19 protein-coding genes are annotated in these 19,203 nt (G+C 59.7%); 14 read left to right on the forward strand and 5 right to left on the reverse strand.

Going from position 1 to position 19,203, the window contains the following annotated elements:
- The first annotated feature begins 100 nt into the window (after nt 1-100).
- The 11 genes from priA (at nt 101) to pyk (ending at nt 10,727) form a co-directional block, all read left to right on the forward strand.
- The gene (priA, locus tag AB1Z34_RS03370) at nt 101-835 is read left to right on the forward strand and encodes a bifunctional 1-(5-phosphoribosyl)-5-((5-phosphoribosylamino)methylideneamino)imidazole-4-carboxamide isomerase/phosphoribosylanthranilate isomerase PriA (protein WP_016422946.1); all 735 of its coding nucleotides are present in this window, start codon (nt 101-103) and stop codon (nt 833-835) included.
- A gap of 102 nt (nt 836-937) precedes the next feature.
- Nucleotides 938-1,750, forward strand: a complete 813-nt coding sequence (locus AB1Z34_RS03375; protein ID WP_048734639.1) for an inositol monophosphatase — start codon at nt 938-940, stop codon at nt 1,748-1,750.
- Between the two features lie 83 nt (nt 1,751-1,833).
- Nucleotides 1,834-2,610 (forward strand): imidazole glycerol phosphate synthase subunit HisF, encoded by a 777-nt coding sequence (hisF, locus tag AB1Z34_RS03380; protein WP_005510401.1) that lies wholly within the window; start codon nt 1,834-1,836, stop codon nt 2,608-2,610.
- Nucleotides 2,611-2,681: 71 nt separating this feature from the next.
- Nucleotides 2,682-3,005, forward strand: coding sequence for a phosphoribosyl-AMP cyclohydrolase (gene hisI, locus AB1Z34_RS03385; RefSeq protein WP_172954653.1), 324 nt, complete (start codon nt 2,682-2,684; stop codon nt 3,003-3,005).
- Nucleotides 3,006-3,116: 111 nt separating this feature from the next.
- A complete protein-coding gene (locus AB1Z34_RS03390) occupies nt 3,117-4,661 on the forward strand; it encodes an anthranilate synthase component I (RefSeq protein ID WP_367157897.1) in 1,545 nt (514 codons plus the stop codon).
- Nucleotides 4,662-4,668: 7 nt separating this feature from the next.
- On the forward strand, nt 4,669-5,319 hold the full coding sequence (locus AB1Z34_RS03395; RefSeq protein ID WP_049182100.1) for a TIGR02234 family membrane protein: 651 nt from the start codon (nt 4,669-4,671) through the stop codon (nt 5,317-5,319).
- A gap of 4 nt (nt 5,320-5,323) precedes the next feature.
- The gene (gene trpC / locus AB1Z34_RS03400; protein ID WP_016422942.1) at nt 5,324-6,130 is read left to right on the forward strand and encodes an indole-3-glycerol phosphate synthase TrpC; all 807 of its coding nucleotides are present in this window, start codon (nt 5,324-5,326) and stop codon (nt 6,128-6,130) included.
- A gap of 201 nt (nt 6,131-6,331) precedes the next feature.
- Nucleotides 6,332-7,567 carry a tryptophan synthase subunit beta gene (gene trpB, locus AB1Z34_RS03405; RefSeq protein WP_048734799.1) on the forward strand — a complete coding sequence of 412 codons (1,236 nt, stop codon included), beginning with the start codon at nt 6,332-6,334 and terminating at the stop codon, nt 7,565-7,567.
- A complete protein-coding gene (trpA, locus tag AB1Z34_RS03410; RefSeq protein ID WP_367157898.1) occupies nt 7,568-8,347 on the forward strand; it encodes a tryptophan synthase subunit alpha in 780 nt (259 codons plus the stop codon). It begins immediately after the preceding gene.
- Between the two features lie 7 nt (nt 8,348-8,354).
- Entirely contained in the window at nt 8,355-9,278 is a 924-nt protein-coding gene (gene lgt / locus AB1Z34_RS03415; RefSeq protein WP_049190023.1) for a prolipoprotein diacylglyceryl transferase, read from the forward strand.
- Between the two features lie 33 nt (nt 9,279-9,311).
- Nucleotides 9,312-10,727 (forward strand): pyruvate kinase, encoded by a 1,416-nt coding sequence (gene pyk / locus AB1Z34_RS03420; protein WP_016422938.1) that lies wholly within the window; start codon nt 9,312-9,314, stop codon nt 10,725-10,727.
- Nucleotides 10,728-10,867: 140 nt separating this feature from the next.
- On the opposite strand, the gene AB1Z34_RS03425 is transcribed toward pyk, so the two are convergent.
- Together AB1Z34_RS03425 and AB1Z34_RS03430 are read right to left on the reverse strand one after the other, a co-directional pair.
- Nucleotides 10,868-12,145 (reverse strand): amidohydrolase, encoded by a 1,278-nt coding sequence (locus AB1Z34_RS03425; RefSeq protein ID WP_367157899.1) that lies wholly within the window; start codon nt 12,143-12,145, stop codon nt 10,868-10,870.
- 43 nt (nt 12,146-12,188) lie between these two features.
- On the reverse strand, nt 12,189-13,538 hold the full coding sequence (locus tag AB1Z34_RS03430; protein WP_016422936.1) for a DUF4921 family protein: 1,350 nt from the start codon (nt 13,536-13,538) through the stop codon (nt 12,189-12,191).
- Nucleotides 13,539-13,649: 111 nt separating this feature from the next.
- On the opposite strand from AB1Z34_RS03430, the gene AB1Z34_RS03435 reads away from it, so the two are divergent.
- The 3 genes from AB1Z34_RS03435 (at nt 13,650) to AB1Z34_RS03445 (ending at nt 16,479) form a co-directional block, all read left to right on the forward strand.
- Nucleotides 13,650-14,033, forward strand: coding sequence for a hypothetical protein (locus AB1Z34_RS03435; RefSeq protein ID WP_049193965.1), 384 nt, complete (start codon nt 13,650-13,652; stop codon nt 14,031-14,033).
- A gap of 255 nt (nt 14,034-14,288) precedes the next feature.
- Nucleotides 14,289-15,632 (forward strand): NADP-specific glutamate dehydrogenase, encoded by a 1,344-nt coding sequence (gene gdhA / locus AB1Z34_RS03440; RefSeq protein ID WP_151011010.1) that lies wholly within the window; start codon nt 14,289-14,291, stop codon nt 15,630-15,632.
- Between the two features lie 85 nt (nt 15,633-15,717).
- Nucleotides 15,718-16,479, forward strand: a complete 762-nt coding sequence (locus AB1Z34_RS03445) for a TSUP family transporter (RefSeq protein WP_367157900.1) — start codon at nt 15,718-15,720, stop codon at nt 16,477-16,479.
- 49 nt (nt 16,480-16,528) lie between these two features.
- On the opposite strand, the gene ehuA is transcribed toward AB1Z34_RS03445, so the two are convergent.
- From ehuA to AB1Z34_RS03460, 3 genes are read right to left on the reverse strand one after another with little or no spacing between them, the layout of a single operon-like run.
- Nucleotides 16,529-17,302, reverse strand: a complete 774-nt coding sequence (gene ehuA, locus AB1Z34_RS03450; protein ID WP_016422932.1) for an ectoine/hydroxyectoine ABC transporter ATP-binding protein EhuA — start codon at nt 17,300-17,302, stop codon at nt 16,529-16,531.
- Nucleotides 17,303-18,283 carry an amino acid ABC transporter permease gene (locus AB1Z34_RS03455; protein WP_070652783.1) on the reverse strand — a complete coding sequence of 327 codons (981 nt, stop codon included), beginning with the start codon at nt 18,281-18,283 and terminating at the stop codon, nt 17,303-17,305. It lies immediately after the preceding gene.
- Nucleotides 18,284-19,177: an ABC transporter substrate-binding protein gene (locus AB1Z34_RS03460; protein WP_016422930.1), complete on the reverse strand. Its 894-nt coding sequence runs from the start codon at nt 19,175-19,177 to the stop codon at nt 18,284-18,286.
- Nucleotides 19,178-19,203 lie beyond the last annotated feature (26 nt).

A 19,203-nucleotide genomic window follows, 5' to 3' on the forward strand; every position in this document is an offset into this window, starting at 1 on the left:
GGAGTTTCGCCACCTAGACCACCTATACTGAGATAACTAGCAACAAGCGTCGTGGCGACTATGACCACAACGCCCAAAAGTCGAAGAGAGTAGAGCCCCCATGAGTTTGACCCTGCTGCCCGCTGTAGACGTAGCCGATGGCCAGGCTGTGCGCCTTGTTCAGGGTGCTGCTGGAACCGAGACTTCCTACGGTGCACCGCTGGAAGCTGCCATGAATTGGCAGAACGCAGGCGCTGAGTGGATCCACCTGGTCGATCTCGACGCCGCGTTCGGTCGCGGTTCGAACTACGACCTGCTTGCCGACGTGGTGGGCAAGCTCGACGTGAAGGTGGAGCTCTCCGGCGGTATCCGTGACAACGCTTCGCTCGAGGCTGCGCTGGCCACCGGCTGCGCCCGTGTCAATATTGGCACCGCCGCACTGGAGAATCCGGAGTGGTGCCGCGAGGTTATCGCCAACTACGGCGACCGTGTGGCCATTGGTCTGGATGTTCTTAACGAAGAGGGGCAGTGGCGCTTGCGCGGCCGCGGCTGGGTCTCCGACGGTGGTGACCTCTGGGAGGTGCTGGAGCGCCTGGATGCTCAGGGTGCATCCCGTTTCGTGGTGACTGACGTCTCCAAGGACGGCACCCTGCAGGGGCCGAATGTGGAACTGCTGCGCGAGGTCGCCGCTGCTACCGATGCTCCAATCGTCGCTTCCGGCGGTGTCAGCAGCCTGGACGACATTGCAGCTATTGCCACACTGGTCGATGAGGGCGTTGACTCCGCAATTGTGGGTAAGGCGCTCTACGCAGGGCGTTTCACCCTGGAAGAGGCCCTGGCAGTAGCTCGCGGCTAAAGAGAACACTTTCGTGGCCGGGCCGGGGAGACGTCGTCAAGCGAAAGCGTTAACGAGCAAACGGCACCCCGGCTGAGACGGCGGATGAAGGACTAAGAAAGTATGGATGCCCTGGAACCGCGGGCGATGCTCGCTATTGCTGAAGCGGCGCTCGATGAGGTTGAAGGCCTGTTCACTCAGCAGGTGGGCGCGGACCCGGTTGTCATGAAGCCGCGCGGAGATTTCGCGACGGAGACCGACCTGGAAATTGAGCGTCGTCTGCGCCAGCTCCTCACGCAGTATTCTGGCCTGCCCGTCTACGGCGAAGAATTCGGTGGCAAAGTCCCCGAGGAACATACCGCCTGGGTCATCGATCCGATTGACGGCACCACGAACTATTCCAACGGCTTTCCGCTGTGTGCCATGCTGCTCACACTCATGCATGAGGGGGAGCCGGTGGTTGGTATTACCTCCATGCCTCTGCTACGCCGGCGTATTACCGCAGCTAAAGGTAGCGGCACGTTCGTCAACGGCCGTCGCGTCAACATCGACGCCGAGGCCGGCCGCCCGGTTTCGATTGCCTTCGGGTCCGTCATCGCGAGTACCGACGGCACACTCCCGCGCAAGTGGCGCCAACTGCTGCTGTCAAAGGTGGGCGAACGCTATCCGACGATCCGAATTACTGGCTCTGTCGGAGTGGACTTGGGTTCCACCGCGATGGGGGCATTCGGCGGCACCGTGACTTTCTCACCGCATGTGTGGGATAACGCAGCTGGTGTACTTCAGATTTCCGAAGCTGGTGGCGTGGTCACAGACTTGGCGGGCAATCCCTGGCGGCATGATTCCGTAGGCGTGCTGGCGGGAACTCGAGATGTTCATGCCACGCTGCGGTCGATTATTGACCAACTGGGTCGTCCGGAGACTTTCCGGAGCTAAACCGTGGGCGACGTCCCGAGCTGGGTGGTTGCGCAAACCGTCGAGCCACAACTTTGAGCTAACACGAGGAGAACTTAAAAACTATGTCTCTGGCAGTACGCGTGATTCCTTGCCTGGATGTCAACAATGGGCGGGTCGTCAAGGGGGTTAACTTTGAGAATCTCCGTGATGCCGGCGATCCGGTGGAGCTGGCTCGCCGCTATGGCGAGGAGGGCGCTGATGAGCTGACCTTCCTGGATGTCACGGCTTCCAAGGATGGCCGTGGCACCATGCTCGACGTGGTGCGTCGCACCGCAAGTGAGGTCTTCATTCCGCTGACGGTCGGCGGTGGCGTGCGCAGCGTCGAGGATGTCGATCAGCTGCTCCGCGCCGGAGCTGACAAGGTCAGTGTCAATACCGCTGCGATCGCACGTCCAGAACTGCTCAGCGAGCTGTCGCGCCGCTTCGGTGCGCAGTGTGTCGTCCTGTCGGTGGATGCCCGCCGCGTTCCCGAGGGAGGCACGCCGCAGCCGTCGGGCTTCGAGGTGACGACGCACGGTGGTTCACGCTCGGCGGGGATCGACGCCGTCGAGTGGGCACGCCGCGGCGAGGAGCTCGGGGTCGGCGAGATTCTGCTGAACTCCATGGATGGCGACGGCACCAAGGATGGCTTCGACCTGGAGCTGCTGGAGAAAGTCCGCGCTGCCGTCGACGTCCCGGTGATTGCCTCTGGCGGTGCGGGCAAGGCAGAGCACTTCCCGCCAGCAGTGCGCGCCGGCGCCAACGCGGTGTTGGCCGCATCCATTTTCCACTTCGGCGAGGTCAGCATTGCTGAGGTTAAGGAAGAGATGGCCCGCGAGGGAATCGAGGTGCGCCAGTGACTGGTCTAGCCCCGGGCGCTGCAGCTCACGGCGCCGGCGAAGATCCGCGTGAGTACACGCTCCCAGCAGATATCGCGAACATCGCCAAGTTCAACGCTGACGGCTTGATTCCCGCTATTGTGCAGGAGGAATCCACTGGCCGCGTGCTCATGATGGCGTGGATGGATTCCCACGCACTGGCATATACCATCGCTACCAAGCGCGGCACCTACTGGTCGCGCTCCCGGTCCGAGTACTGGATTAAGGGGCTTACCAGCGGCCATTTCCAGACCGTGACATCGCTGGCGTTGGACTGTGATGGCGATACCGTGCTGATGCAGGTAGTGCAGGACGGCGCGGCATGCCACACTGGCTCGCATAGCTGCTTTGACGTGCATCCCGTGTTCGAGGGCTAATCAGTCGATCCGGGTTGCCGAGGTGGGGATTTCGTCGTCAAGCGCGCCCACCTCCGGTGAAGTCCGGGGTTAAGTGATGTGCAATCCGGGGTGCGTGGCACAATAGCGGCTATGACTCGTATCACCATGACCACGCGTGAGCGCTTTCGTGAACTGGCTGCACACCATCGGGTCGTGCCCGTGGTTCGCAAGGTTTTGGCGGACGGCGAAACGGCGCTGTCGGCCTACCGCAAGCTCGCGGCCGATCGTCCCGGCACTTTCTTGCTGGAGTCCTCCGATGTGGGGCAGTCGTGGTCGCGCTGGTCATTTATCGGTTGCGGCAGTCGTGCTGCGCTGACGGTGGATGATGCGGGGGAGGCAACCTGGATTGGCAATGCGCCGTCGGGTGCGCCAGAGGGCGGAAATCCGTTGGATGCTCTGCGTCGCACGCTGGAGCTGCTGCACACGGAACTCCCGCTTGCCGACGATGCCTCGGTGCCCAAGCTCACCTCTGGTCTCGTTGGCTACTTCGGGCATGACATTGTCCGCTACATCGAGCCACAGCTGCCGGATACCACTGACAATGATTTGCAGATTCCTGAGCTCATGCAGTTGCTGGTGGAGGACCTGGCTGCTTTTGACCACCACGAGGGCGTGCTGTGGCTGATTTCCAATGCTGTCAACTGGGACGGCTCGGATGAGCGGATTGACCAGGCGTATGACACCGCCTGTGACCGTGTCAATGCGATGGTGGAGCGGTTGTCAGAGCCTTCTGATCTGCGTCCGGCGGAAATTAGCTTCCCAGAGCCGGTGATTCGTCGCCAGCGCGCCGCCGAGGACCACATGGATCGTATTGAGCGTTGCAAGGACCACATCCGAGCTGGTGATGCGTTCCAGATTGTGCTCTCGCAGCGGTTCGAGATGGACACACAGGCGTCAGCATTTGATATCTACCGCATCCTGCGGGTTTCCAATCCGTCGCCCTACATGTTCCTGGTCAACGTTCCAACCAAGGACTTCTCCGCTACCGCTTTTCAAATTGTCGGTTCCTCCCCGGAATCACTCGTGGCAGTTCAGGGCAGTGAGGTCATCACCAATCCCATCGCGGGCACACGTCCGCGCGGTGCCACGGTGGAGCAGGACAATGCGCTGGAAGCTGATTTGCTGGCAGACGAGAAGGAAAATAGTGAGCATCTGATGCTCGTTGATCTTGGCCGCAATGACCTCGGACGTGTCTGCCGCCCGGGCAGTGTTGTTGTGCACGACTTCCGTCATATTGAGCGCTACAGTCACGTTATGCATCTGGTCTCTACGGTCACTGGCGAGCTTTCCAGCGACGCCACTGCCGTCGACGCGTTCGCGGCCACCTTCCCAGCGGGAACGCTGTCGGGTGCGCCGAAGCCTTCCGCGCTGAGCATTATCGACAAGTTCGAAGACACGCGTCGGGGTGTTTACGGCGGCACTGTTGGATACTTTGACTTCCGGGGCAATACCGATCAGGCAATTGCCATCCGCACAGGTGTGAAGAAGGGCGATACGGTCTATGTTCAGGCTGGCGGCGGAATTGTCAGTGACTCTGACCCGGTGGCAGAGGATGAGGAGACCCGCAACAAGGCCGCGGCCGTGCTGCGAGCTGTCGCGGCAGCTGAGACACTAGTCCCAGCGGAAAGGAGCTAGGTTTTCGATGAAGTCGACAACGATGCTCTCCGGTGGCCTCATTGGTGTGGCCGCAGCGGGAATGTGGTTGTGCAGCCGTAGTGCGTGGCTGACGGTCGATACTGTTGATGACAAGTCCGGTCCAGCGACCACAGATTTGGTGGGCGCAGTCTGGGCTCCAGAGTTGACGTCGATTGCGCTGGCAATGGTGGCTGCACTGTTTGCCACCACCATTTTGGGCTCACTGGGGCGCCGTATCGTCGGTGGCCTCGCGGCGCTGCTCGCAGTTGCGGCGTCGTGGACTCCGATGACTCTGCTTGCCAGCGGAGAAGACGGTGTGGACTCCCAACGGGCGCTGGATTTGTTGACATCGGGAAGCGCCTCACAGCGTGCCAGTGATGCGGTGACTGTGGCAGACTGGGCGCAGATCTCAGCGATTGAAGTGCATGCGATGGGGCCATCCCTGGCCTTGCTGTGCTGCGCATTGGCGCTGGTCGGGGCGGTATTGTTGGTGCGTCGACCGGGTACTGTGAAGAAGCAGAAGTCCAGCGCGTATGAGACCCCGGAGGTACGCCGTCAGCGTATCGCCGAGGACCTGGAGGAAGACCCACAGTCGGGTCGAGTTCTGTGGGATGCTTTGGATGCCGGTGTAGATCCTACGGATCTGGATAAGGAGTAAGGCCGTGGCTAACGTTCTGGACAAGATTATTGAGGGCGTGCGGGAAGATCTCGCTGCTCGGGAAGCCAAGATTTCCTACGGTGAAATCAAGGAGCTCTCGCTGAAGGCGCCGTCGCCGATTGATGCCGTGGCGGCACTGGCTAAGCCCGGGGTGCAGGTGATTGCAGAGGTCAAGCGTGCCTCTCCGTCGAAGGGAGAGCTGGCTGACATCCCTTCGCCGGAGGTCTTGGCGGCAGAGTACGAGCAGGGTGGCGCGGCTGTCATTTCCTGTCTGACTGAGGAGCGCCGCTTCCGCGGTTCGCTCGCCGACCTCGATGCCGTGCGCCGCGCGGTCAACATTCCAGTGCTGCGCAAGGATTTCATCGTCACTCCGTACCAGGTCCATGAGGCCCGCGCACACGGTGCCGACCTGGTGCTGCTGATGTGCTCCGCTTTGGATCAGCCGACGCTGGAATCCCTGCTGGATCGCACCGAGTCGCTTGGCATGAACGCTCTGGTTGAGGCGCACACCGAAGAAGAGGTCGAGCGCGCCGAGGCCGCTGGTGCCAAGATCCTCGGCATCAACGCCCGCAATCTAAAGACCCTCGACGTGGATCTCTCCGTGTACGAACGCCTTGCGCCGATGTTGCCGGATCATGTTGTGAAGGTGGCAGAGTCCGGTGTCAAGGGGCCGGAGGAACTGCGCTACTACGCCTCCCACGGCGCCGACGCGGTACTGGTGGGCGAGGGCCTGGTTACCGCGGGCAAGCCGGGTGAGGCTTGCCGACGTCTCGTTGCCGCCGGTGTCCACCCGACACTCCGCAGCGAGTAGTGATAGACCGCAGTTGCGATAAGCAGCTGTACCGCGCTGCGAACTGCGCCTAGTTTAGTTGCGTGTCACACCTGTTGTGCTGGCACACCACAGTTTCTTAGGCCTTATGTCCCCGCAACGGGTGGGGATAGTCCACAATAGATAACTGTGAGTGACCAAGATTTCAAGAATCATGATGCCCGCGGTGACCGCCTGCCCACGATGGGTGAGGTTATCGCGGAGACAACGAACCACGAGTCAGATGCCATTGGGCACTGGGGTAAGTGGGGCGGCCAGTTTGTGCCGGAGGCGCTGATGGCCGTTATCGGTGAGGTCACCGATGGCTACGCGAAGGCCCGCGTTGATCAGGATTTTCTCGATGAGCTCGACCGGCTTCAGCGTACTTATGTCGGACGTCCCTCGCCGCTGTACTACGCGGAGAAGTTCTCCGCTGATATCGGCGCTGACGTCTGGCTCAAGCGCGAGGATTTGAATCACACAGGTAGCCACAAGATTAATAACGTCTTGGGACAGGTTCTGCTTGCTAAGCGCATGGGCAAGAAGAACATCATTGCCGAGACCGGTGCCGGCCAGCACGGTGTCGCAACCGCGACTGCCTGTGCGCTGCTCGGCCTTAACTGCCGTATCTACATGGGCAAGGTCGACGCAATCCGCCAGCGTCTCAATATCGCTCGCATGCGTTTGCTTGGTGCCGAGGTTATCGAGGTCGAGATTGGCTCGAAGACTCTCAAGGACGCGATCAATGAGGCCATGCGTTTTTGGGTTTCACACGCCGATGACACCTACTACTGCTTCGGCACTGCAGCCGGCCCGCACCCGTTCCCAACAATGGTGCGCGACTTCCAACGCATCATCAGCGCCGAGGCACGCCAGCAGATCCTCGCGGAGACCGGCTCGCTTCCCGACGCTGTCGTGGCCTGTGTCGGCGGCGGTTCTAATGCGATCGGCGCGTTCCACCACTTCATCGATGATGAATCGGTTCGACTGATTGGCGCTGAAGCTGGCGGTGACGGTGTTGAGACCGGTCGCCATGCAGCACCGATTTCGGCCGCCGGTAATCCGGGGGTGTTCCAGGGCTCCTTCGCCGCCCTGATGCAGAACGAGGACGGCCAGATTACAGAGTCTCATTCGATTTCCGCGGGTCTGGATTACCCGGGCGTGGGCCCGGAGCACTCTTACCTGGCTGATATTGATCGCGCGTCCTACCTGCCGGTGACCGATACCCAGGCGATGCAGGCATTCCAGGACCTGACTCGGATGGAGGGCATCCTGCCCGCTATCGAGTCCGCACACGCGGTGGCTGCCGCCCGACTCATCAGCGGTGAACTGAATGAAGAGCTGGGCCGTAAGCCGCTGATTATTGTCAATGTTTCCGGTCGCGGTGACAAGGATGTCGACACCGCTGCTAAGTGGTTTGATCTGATGGAGGAGTCCTAAATGAGTCTGAGTGACGTCTTTGACAAGGTCCGTGAGGAAAACCGCGCAGCATTCATCGGCTACTACCCAGCGGGTTTCCCGACCACCGATAAGTCGATTGAGAACATCAAGGCGATTGTCGACGCTGGCGCCGACATCATCGAGGTCGGCCTGCCTTTCTCCGACCCGATGATGGATGGCCCAACCATTCAGGATGCCGCCAACGTGGCTCTGGATGCGGGCTTCCGTACCCGTGAGATTATGCGGGTGGTTCGCGAAGTCACCGAGCACGGCGGTACCTGTGTGGTCATGAGCTACTGGAATCCGATTCTCCAGTATGGTCCGGAGCGTTTCGCCAAGGACTTGGCCGCCGCTGGTGGTCGTGGCACCATCATCCCGGATCTTATCCCCGAGGAGGCCGGCCAATGGCAGCGTGCAGCTGAGGCCAATGGTCTGTCCAACATCATGTTGGTGGCCCCGTCATCGACCAACGAGCGTCTGCAGCTAACTGCCACCGCGTCGACCGGCTTCGTCTACGCCACCAGCCACATGGGTGTCACAGGTGCCCAGGCTAGCGTCGACTCGGCCGCCGGCAAGTTGGTTGCCCGCACGCGCGAGGTCACCGATACACCGGTGTGCGTCGGTTTGGGTGTCTCCAATGGGGCACAGGCCGCGGAGATTGCCGAGTTTGCGGATGGCGTAATCGTTGGCTCGACACTGATCAAGGCCGCGATGAAGAGCACCGATGACCTGGTAACGCTCGCCCGTGAACTCGCCGCGGGCGTACGAGGAGAGAGCTAGCGCATTTATGAGTTCCACCCTTGTTCTCGCTGAAACTGCAACGACGTATCTGGCCAACATTCCCTCTCCGCCGCAGGGGGTGTGGCAGTTAGGACCGCTACCACTGCGCGGTTACGCGATTTCCATCTTGGTTGGCGTACTCGTCGGCATTTATTGGATGCAGCGCCGCTACGCGGCCAGGGGTGGAGACCCGGAGTTGGTCCTCGACATTGCCATTGCGGTTATTCCTGCGGGCATTATCGGCGGCCGTCTCTACCACGTCGCCACTGACTGGGAGAAGTACTTCGGCCTCGGCGCCAATCCCGCCGATGCACTGAAAATCACCAATGGTGGCCTCGGCATCTGGGGAGCGGTGGCGCTGGGGGTGCTGGCCGCGTGGGCGGTCGCCAAGTGGCGGAAGGTGCCGTTTGCGCCAGTTCTTGACGCGGCCGCACCCGCAATCATCCTTGGACAGGCCATTGGGCGTTTGGGCAATTGGTTCAACCAGGAGCTCTACGGTGGCCCAACTTCACTTCCGTGGGGTCTGGAAATTTACCAACGAGTTGATGAGTTTGGTCGGGTTGCCCCTGTCACCGGAACGTCGACAGGCGAAGTGCTGGCCGTGGTGCATCCAACGTTTCTCTACGAGATGGTGTGGAACGTCCTCGCCTGTCTGGTCATTGTGTGGGCGGACCGAAAGTTCAAGATGGGCGGAGGACGCGTCTTTGCGCTCTATGTCGCGGCCTACACTTTGGGACGTTTCTTCATTGAACTCATGCGCGTCGATGACGCAACGCTGATATTCGGTGTGCGTATTAATAACATCACGTCGCTCGTGGTCTTTTTCTGCGCTGTCATTGCTTTGTGGATTCTGCGGTCCAAGAGCCGCGAAACCGCAGCTGAAGTCAGGGGAGAGCGCGAGGCTGCTGAAGCTCACAGTGCTTCCAACTGACGCATAGCCCGTTAAGGGACTAGGCTGGAGGCCGTGCTTAGACGAACGAAGATTGTATGTACCCTCGGTCCAGCAGTTGCTTCGCTGGAGGGGATTACCGGGCTGGTCAACGCCGGCATGGATGTTGCCCGTCTGAATTTCTCTCACGGTGAGCATGAGGACCACGCTCAGAACTACCACTGGGTGCGTGAAGCATCCGACGCTACGGGACATGCCGTCGGTATTCTCGCCGACTTGCAGGGACCAAAGATTCGCCTCGGTCGTTTTAAGGAAGGCTCGACGTATTGGGCTGACGGCGAGATTGTCCGCATCACCGTCGACGATGTCGAAGGCACGCACGACCGCGTCTCCACCACGTACAAGAATCTCGCTGACGATGCCCGTCCGGGCGATCGCCTGCTTGTCGACGATGGCAAGGTGGGCCTGGAGTGCATCGAGGTAGATGGCAATGATGTGGTGTGCCGCGTCATCGAGGGCGGTCCGGTCTCGAACAACAAGGGTGTTTCCCTGCCGGGGATGAACATCTCGGTGCCGGCTCTGTCAGAGAAGGATATCGCCGACCTGCGCTTCGCTCTGAAGCTGGGAGTCGACTTCATCGCGCTGTCCTTCGTCCGTTCGCCTTCCGACGTCGAACTGGTCCATGCGGTCATGGATGAGGTTGGCCGTCGTGTCCCGATTATCGCCAAGCTGGAGAAGCCAGAGGCAGTCGAGTCTCTCGAGGCCATCATCCTGGCCTTCGATGCCGTGATGGTCGCCCGTGGTGACCTTGGTGTTGAGGTGCCGTTGGAAGATGTTCCGCTGGTTCAGAAGCGCGCTATTCAGATTGCCCGCGAGAACGCCAAGCCGGTCATCGTCGCCACCCAGATGCTCGACTCCATGATTTCGAACTCGCGCCCGACTCGTGCGGAGGCCTCCGACGTGGCCAACGCTGTGCTCGATGGCGCAGATGCCGTGATGCTCTCGGGTGAGACCTCGGTTGGTAAGTACCCGCAGTCCACGGTTAAGACCATGGCTCGCATCGTCACCGCCGCTGAGCGCGAGGGGGAAGTTCCTGCGCTGACCCACATGCCTCGCACGAAGCGTGGTGTGATTTCCTACGCAGCTCGCGATATCGGTGAGCGCTTGAATGCCCGCGCTATGGTTGCTTTCACCACCTCGGGTGATACCGCTCGCCGTGTGGCACGCTTGCACTCTCGCCTGCCGCTGCTGGTATTCACTCCGAATCAGCAGGTTCGTTCGCAGCTTGCGCTGACGTGGGGTGCGGAGACCTTCTTGGTGCGCGAGGTTAACAGCACGGATGAGATCATGCAGGTCATCGATGAGCAGCTCTTGACCATGGAAAACTACAACGCTGGCGACACGCTGGTCGTTGTTGCTGGTACCCCTCCAGGAAATGAGGGCAATACCAACATGATTCACGTCCACGTTATTGGCGAGGACGCTCGCTAGCTCTCTGGCGCGTTGGGAAAAGCCGGTAAGCCCTTTTGGGGCTTACCGGCTTTTTGCTTGGAGCCTTTCGACCTGGGCTGTCGGGCTGTTTGGTGGGATCTTTGCGCTGTGCGCGGTGGCAAGCGGCCGGCACGCAGCTCTTACTTTGCCAAGTAGGACAGTACGGCGGCAGCGGCGGCAGAAGTCGCGGAGGTAGCCGTCGGCTCGAAGTCCGGCAGGAATGTCGGCATGTGATTCGACGGTACGTCTTCGACCACGCGGTCGGCAGCAACGGCGGCTTCCCACGTATCCCGAGGTGTGGCGCCAACGGTCCAGTAGACATATGGGCAGTTCAGTCCACGCGGCAGGTCTGAGAAGTCCTCCGATGCGGTCCACGGCACAGCATCGGTGGAATCGTCGCCGAGCACAGCGTCCATGACCGGGCGAATCGTGGCAAACGCCTCCGGATCATTGTCAGTGACTTCGCCGTGATCGGAGTACTCAATCACAGGATCAATCTCAGTGCCGGAAGCCAGGCACTCGCCACGAACAACGCGCTCAATGCCCGCAATGAGCTTCGCGCGCACATCGTTGGAGTAGTAGCGAATGTTCAGCACAATCTTGGCCTGACCGGGGATTGTGTTATTCGAATTGCCGGACTGCAGCGTGCCGACGGACAAAACACCAAACTCGTGGGGAGGAATCTCGCGCCCCACAATTCCTTGCAAGCGCAGAACGATTGCGGCAGCCAAGTACGTCGGGTCAACGGCGTTGTGCGGCATAGATCCATGTGCGGAGCGACCTGTCAGCGTGATGCTAATGGTGTCACAGCCAGCAAGTGCCGGGCCGGGCATGGTCATTACCTGACCTGCGGGGCCGGGAACAATGTGCTGGCCGAAGCACACATCTGGGGTGGGGATGAGGTCTGCCAGGCCGTCGTCAATCATAGCCTGTGCACCACAGGCCAGTTCCTCGGCGGGCTGGAACAGGGCAATGAAAGTACCCGACCACTCAGACTTAGTTGCTGCCATCAGGCTAGCCAGACCAAGACCGGCCGTCATGTGCATGTCATGGCCACAGGCGTGCATGACGGCGGTGGCAGAACCATCGCGGGCGGTACCGGTGGCAGAGGAAGCGAAGTCCACACCGGTTTCCTCGAACACCGGAAGCGCATCGATATCAGCGCGGAACAGCACGGTAGGGCCGGGGCCATTTTCCATGACACCAACGAGGCCGTGACCACCGATTCCCTCATACACCGTGTAAGTGCCCATGTCGCGAAGAGCACCGGCCAGATACGCGGCAGTTTTCTCCTCCGCCTGAGATAGCTCCGGGTGCTGGTGCAGGTAACGGTAGATTTCCCACTGCCTGTCCAATGGCACTCGATGAGTGGCGATGAGGTCGCGAATGCGGCTCAGTCGTGCTTCATTGTTGCTCACCTGGATTAAGACTCCTAACTTCTCTCTACTCTGTGCCAGAGAACTACAGTCGCGACCCGTCTTCGACGAGCGGGTTGTACTTCAGCGAGTTTGGCTGGCACTGGCACTCGGTCGCAATGTGAATGCTGTCCGAAATCTTTCCGGTCTCCCGTAAACGGTACATCTCCGGGACAACGCGGTCGCGCAGATCCCATGGGGAGATGGTGTTCAGATAAATCTTGGTGCCACCTTCAAAACCGGCCAAATTTGAGGTGCGCCACTTAATCATTACGCGCCACGGCATGCGGGCATCCAAATCGACAGGGCGGTGGTGCCATTCCTCGTTACACGGAATGGTGGGCCCGGCAGCGGCATGACATGCGTGAATCAGGTCCGACATTGCGTCTATCTCAGCCCGGGTTTGCAGCCACGGTTCGCAGACATCCGACTTCGAGAAGATCTCCAGCGTCGGGTAGCGGTGTCCGAATCCTGCGAAAGCCACCGCGTGCTCGTTTTCCGCAATAACCAGGTTGTGGCGGGCCGCATAGTCCACCGCGTATTCGTTGTAGATATTCGGGTTCTTGCGCACCGCCTGCACTTCGCGCTTGAGCTGCTCGCCGTGCTCATCGATGGCCACAAGCTGCTTGTGCAAGTGATCGAAGCTGGCGCCTGCCGGTTTTAGCCAGTTTTGGAAAGCGGCCACATAACGTACGTAGCGGTTACGTCGGTACAGGTCAGCAATCGACTCGACGGTAAACGCAATAAGTGCGCGGTGCTCGGCAACGCTCAATGTGCCAGAAGAAGCCAGCTGATTATCGTGAGTAGCGCCGTCGACAAAGTGGCGACGGGCAACAATCACATCGTGGCCGCCGGCGAAATAGCTTGGGGCGCGGCGCAGCAATTCCTCGTCGGAAAGCGCGCTGATTTCCTCTTCACTGCGTCCAGCGGCGCGGTAGCGCGTGCGAATGATGTTGAGCACGTGCTCGCGGCCCTTCGGGTCATCGAGGTAGGCCTCCATGCGTTGCTGAGTTTCGCGGTCGGGCTCGAAGCCGTAGTTTTCCGACCAATAGTCATAGGAGACGATCTCGAACAGGTTGGGCACGCGGCGGAACTCCGCAGTGGTGTCGAAGAGCTGGTCGGGCAGTACTCCGGTCACCGTGCTGTAGCCGCCGAATACCGATTCGTCGAGGACAACACGGGCCTTCTCCGGCGGGGTTTGCAGCAGGTTGTTCCAGCCAAAGGAGTCGCGGGATCCAAAATCCTCCTCGCTCAATGGCTGCGGATCCGTGTGCTTAATTCCCAACGGCCGATTTCCACGACCTGGGACTGTCCACACCTGGGTACCGGAAAAAGGATTAACTTGCTTCACCGTGCCGTCGGCAAGCGTGATGAGGGGATTGCTGAAAGCCTGCATAAGTCCAACACTACGTCTTTGCTGGCGGTCGGCGCGCCAACGTAGGGGGACAAGGGCTTGACGACGGTTAGCTATTGTCTGGCCGTCTCGCGTGGCTTAGCCTGTGAAGTTATGTCGAAGATTGTTTTTCACTGCCTGGTGAAGCCGACCGAATCGGAGGCGCTGGCCGAGGCATTTCGTACCAAGTTGAGTGAGTTTGACCGCGCCGGGCGAGTTAGTGACGTGGATGTTTCGGTGGCGTCGGCGGACACGGACGCGCAGTTGGTGGAGCAGTGGGAGCGTGAGAACCCGAAGGAGCCGTTGGGGGATAGGAAGGTATTCCGTTATCTCTTGAGCTTCGATCAGCACGGTGGTTCTCTCAATGAACTCGCTATGGACCTCTCTGAGCTACTGACTCCGCGTGCAGAATTGCCCCCGGACCCAGTGCTGCGTGAGTTCGACGAAATGCTCGAATCTGTTGCGACGTATCCCTGGAATGTTGCCGTATTTAGGTAATTTCCTACCTAATTCGTGAAAAGTGTAAGCCTCCACAGAGTCAGTGATTGGCTTGGCCAACGGGTGTAGCGCAAATCGCTACGAGTTTTCCCAGCAATATGCCGTTGTATAATTATGTCCGCTTCAATATCTACAGTTGCCCAGTCCTTGTGCACACAACCTGTGCCACCGAGTTACGGCAACCGGGAAGTGGGTTACAACCGCTGACGGTTTGTTCTTCGTGGGCGCCATAATGGTTTCGCAGAGAGGTTTATTTTGAATATCGAGCAGAAGGTTTCGGGACTCTATGACCAGATTCTCACCCGAAACGCCGGTGAGCCGGAGTTCCACCAGGCAGTGGCAGAAGTTCTGGAGTCGCTGAAGGTCGTCCTGGAAAAGGACCCACACTACGGTGACTACGGCTTGGTTCAGCGTCTGTGTGAGCCGGAGCGTCAGATTATTTTCCGCGTGCCGTGGGTCGACGACCAGGGGCAGGTCCAGGTCAACCGTGGCTTCCGTGTTCAGTTCAACTCTGTGCTGGGCCCGTACAAGGGCGGTCTGCGCTTCCACCCGAGCGTGAACCTCGGCATCATTAAGTTCCTGGGCTTCGAGCAGATCTTCAAGAACTCCCTGACCGGCCTGCCGATCGGTGGCGGCAAGGGTGGCTCCGACTTTGATCCGAAGGGCAAGTCCGAGCTGGAAATCATGCGCTTCTGCCAGTCGTTCATGACAGAGCTGCACCGCCACATCGGTGAGTACCGTGACGTCCCGGCCGGTGACATCGGCGTCGGCGGCCGCGAGATTGGCTACCTGTTCGGTCAGTACCGCCGTATGGCCAACCAGCACGAGTCCGGCGTTCTCACCGGTAAGGGCCTGACCTGGGGCGGTTCCCTGGTTCGTACCGAGGCCACCGGTTACGGCTGTGTCTACTTCACTGAAGAGATGATGAAGGCCAACGGTGCCGACATCAACGGTGCCAAGGTCATCGTTTCCGGTTCCGGTAACGTCGCCATCTACGCCATTAGGAAGGCTCAGGAGCTCGGCGCTACCGTCGTCGGTTTCTCTGACTCCTCCGGTTATGTCTCCACTCCGAACGGTGTCGACGTCGAGCTGCTGAAGGAGATCAAGGAAGTTCGTCGTGCTCGCGTCTCCGAGTACGTCGCTGAGGCTGAGGGCGCTGAGTTCCACGAGGGTGGCAACATCTGGGAGCTCAAGGCTGATGTCGCACTGCCGTGTGCAACTCAGAATGAGCTCAATGGCGAGTCCGCCAAGCTGCTGGTCGACAACGGCTGCCGCTTCGTTGCTGAGGGCGCAAACATGCCGTCCACTCCGGAGGCTATCGAGGTCTTCAAGGCCAACGGTGTCCACTTTGCGCCGGGCAAGGCTGCCAACGCTGGCGGTGTTGCAACCTCCGCTCTGGAGATGCAGCAGAACGCTACCCGCGATTCCTGGTCCTTCTCCTACACCGATGAGCGCCTGAAGCGCATCATGACCAACATCTTCAAGAACTGCGAAACCACCGCCGCTGAGTACGATCACGAGGGTAACTACGTGCTCGGCGCCAACATCGCAGGCTTCAAGAAGGTCGCTAACGCAATGCTGGCTCAGGGCGTCATCTAGTCTGCTAACGTTTCCGCTTTACGACGGATCCTCGGCGACCCCGCCCGTCGAATAGCCAAAAAGCCCACGCTGTAAACTCCCTCCCATGGAGTTATCAGTGTGGGCTTTTGTCTTTATCGTGGCAACGATTTTCATCGGGGCCCTGATGCAGCGAATAGCCGGTATGGGACTCGGACTGTTGGGAGGGCCGGTCCTCTCACTGGTTGCAGGTCCCGTAGCAGGAATTTTGATTATTAACGTGCTCGCATCGGTCAATGCGATCATGCAGACCATCTCGGTGCGAGAAAACGTCGATTGGAAGAAATTCTGGCTGATTGGCCCGGTGAAGGCTCTCGGCGCACTGCCCGGCGCTTGGGTGGTTCACAACACGCCCAGCGGGCCGCTCCAGGTGTTGGTCGGCGGGCTCGTGCTACTCGCGCTGCTAGTGACATCCTTTATGCCTCAGCGCATGCGTGTCGACGGCCCACAATACGCCGTTGCCTCAGGCGTGGCCGGCGGTTTTATGAATACCCTGGCCGGCATTGCGGGCCCAGCCATTACCGTTTACGCACAGGCTTCCCGTTGGCCAGCGCAGACATTTGCAGCCACCCTGCAACCGCTCTTCTTTGTTTCCGGCGCGTTGTCCTTGCTGTTCAAGGAAATCAGCGGTGACGTATCTGTCTTCGCCACCACACCGGTTATCCTCTGGCCGCTGTGTTTGGTTGCCATGATTGTGGGTATATTTTTGGGCACTCGCGTTTCCCGACGAGTGCCCATTGTGCAAGCCCGAAAGCTCGCGGTCATTCTGGCGACTACCGGCGCGGCAGTCACTATGTTTCGCGGAATCTCCGCAACTTTTGGCGCTTAGGCTTGCTGTTCCGCTTGCCAGCCTCTCCTTGCTGTTATTTCAGTAGCTATTACTTCAACAGCGAAGATAGGAAGTTGCGGGTGCGCTCGTGCTGTGGATTACCCAGCACCTCATCCGGGGTGCCTTTCTCCACGACCACGCCGTCAGCCATAAACACGACCTGGTCGGCGACTTCGCGGGCAAAGCCCATCTCGTGCGTCACGACGACCATGGTCATGCCCTTATCGGCCAGACCACGCATGACGTTGAGAACCTCACCGACGAGCTCGGGGTCAAGAGCGGAAGTCGGCTCATCGAAGAGCATTAGCTTCGGCTCCATGGCCAGGGCTCGAGCAATGGCAACACGCTGTTGCTGACCGCCCGAGAGCTGAACAGGGTAGGCATCGGCCTTGTGCGCCAGACCAACAGTCTCCAGCAGCTCCATGGCACGCTTTTCAGCCTGCTCCTGAGAGACACCCTTTACCAGCACCGGTGCCTCGGTGATATTTCCCAGCACTGTGCGGTGCGGGAACAGATTGAAGTTCTGGAAAACCATACCGATATCGCGACGCTGACGGGCAGCTTCTGCGGCGGAAATCTCGTAGAGGCTGCCGTTCTTTTCGCGGTAGCCAATCAGGGAACCGTCGACGTAGAGACGGCCGGCATTGACCTTCTCCAGGTGGTTGATACAGCGCAGCAGCGTGGACTTACCGGAGCCCGAAGGACCAATGAGGCAGGTAACGGTACCGCGTGGAACTTCCAGGTCGATGCCCTTGAGGACCTCGAGACGGCCGAAGTTCTTCCGAACCTTTTGCGCCTCAACCATCAAATCTTTGGTAGTCATTTACTGCGGATCCTCTCGGTAGAAGTGCTCTTCGTCCTTATCGACAACGCGAGCATTTGCAAGCGGCACACCTTCGGCGTCGGCAAGCGCGGCCAGCTGGCGGGCGGTGAGCTGACGGGTAGCGCCGCGGGCGAAGTAGCGCTCAAGGTAGAACTGTCCGACCATCAGAATTGATGTGATGACCAAGTACCAGGTGGCGGCGACAAGCAGCATCGGCACCGGCAGGAACAGCGCATTGGCGATGTCCGTGGAGCGGCCGTAGAGTTCCAGCGAGAACGGCACTGCGATGACCAGCGAAGTGGTCTTCAGCAGGGAGATGAACTCGTTGCCCGTCGGCGGGATGATGATGCGCATAGCCTGTGGCAAGATGGTGCGGCGGACAGTCTGCCACCAGCTCATACCCAGTGCCTTCGATGCTTCGGTCTGGCCCTCCGGGACAGCCTGGATGCCGGCACGGACAATTTCAGCCATGTATGCGGACTCATTCAAGCCGAGACCTACGAACGCTAACACAAAGGTATTGGACAGGACGGTGCTGAGATCAACCTCGGTAACACCCAGGTCAACCGTCGAGTAGATAGTGCCGAGGAGACCCCAAAAGACCAGCTGCACGTAGACCGGAGTTCCTCGGAAAACCCACAGGTAGAACCAAGCAACAGTGGACAGCACGGGGTTGTCCGACATGCGGAGTACGGCGACGATAGCACCGCCGACGATACCGATGAGCATGGCGAGGACTGTCAGTGCAATGGTCCAGCCAGCGGCAGCGGCGATTCGTGTGTCGAACAGGTACTGGAAGTAAACATCCCAGTGGTAGGCCTCGTTGCGGGCGGCACCGATGATGAACCACAGGAAGAGCACTAGCAGCACTGCTGCGGTGATCCAGCGACCCGGGTGCGGCAGCGGTTTGGCCTTAATTTCTTCGTTGAGTTCCGCCTGTGTGGCCTCGTAGCGGGCGCCAGACGCAGATGAGTCGCTCACTTAAAGTTCCTCTCCGTTAATAGTGGCGCGTTCCAAAGCACCGTCTTCCAAACCCCATGTGGTCAGGATTTGCTTGTACTGGCCGTTGTCGATGAGGTACTGCAGCGCCTGCTGGAGTACTGGGCCGAGTTCTGAATCCTTCGGAATAGCGAAGCCGAACGGGGCACCATCGTAGATATCTCCGGCAAGTTCGAGTTTGCCCTCAGAGCGATTGACCGCGTAGGCACTGACTGGTGAGTCAGCTGCCAGCGCGTCAGCACGCCCCAGCACCACAGTGGTAGCGGCGGTACCGGCATCCTGGTAGGCCAATTTGTTAATTGGTGGCAAACCGCGATCCAGACAATCCTGATTCTTTACCGGCAGGTCCTCCATGTCCGCGACGGTATTGCGCTGAACGGCGACAGTTTTGCCACAGTAGTTGTCGGAGCTGGCGTCGCTGCCCGGGCGACGTGCCCACTGTAGGCCGGTATCCAGGTAGTCGACGAAGTCGTAGGTCTTGCGGCGCTCCTCATTTGAGGTGAAGCCGGAGGCGCCAACATCAACTGCGCCGGCCGATAGGGCCGGCAGAATCAGTGCGAAATCCTGTTCTTGGATTTCCAGCCGCAAATCCAGGACGCTGGCCATGGCCCGCATAAGGTCAATGTCGAAGCCGATGATGGAACCGGCGGAATCCTTAAACTCTGCTGGGGCGAATGTTGGGTTGGTGCCGATGCGCAATACTTCGCGCTTACGAAGATCTGCTGGGACCTGTTTCGCCAGTTCGGGGACCGCTGCCGGTTTGATCTCTGACCAGCCCTCGGGGTTACCGCTTTCGTCATTGGTGACGCAGCCTGTAAGCCCTAAGAACAAGGTCGCAGTCAGCGTGGCAGCCGCCAATGCGATGGGTCTTTTCATATCTGAATATGTTACCTAGGCACAGG

The sequence above is a fragment of the Corynebacterium sp. 045007 genome (assembly GCF_040743205.1).
Classification (GTDB): domain Bacteria; phylum Actinomycetota; class Actinomycetes; order Mycobacteriales; family Mycobacteriaceae; genus Corynebacterium; species Corynebacterium jeikeium_D.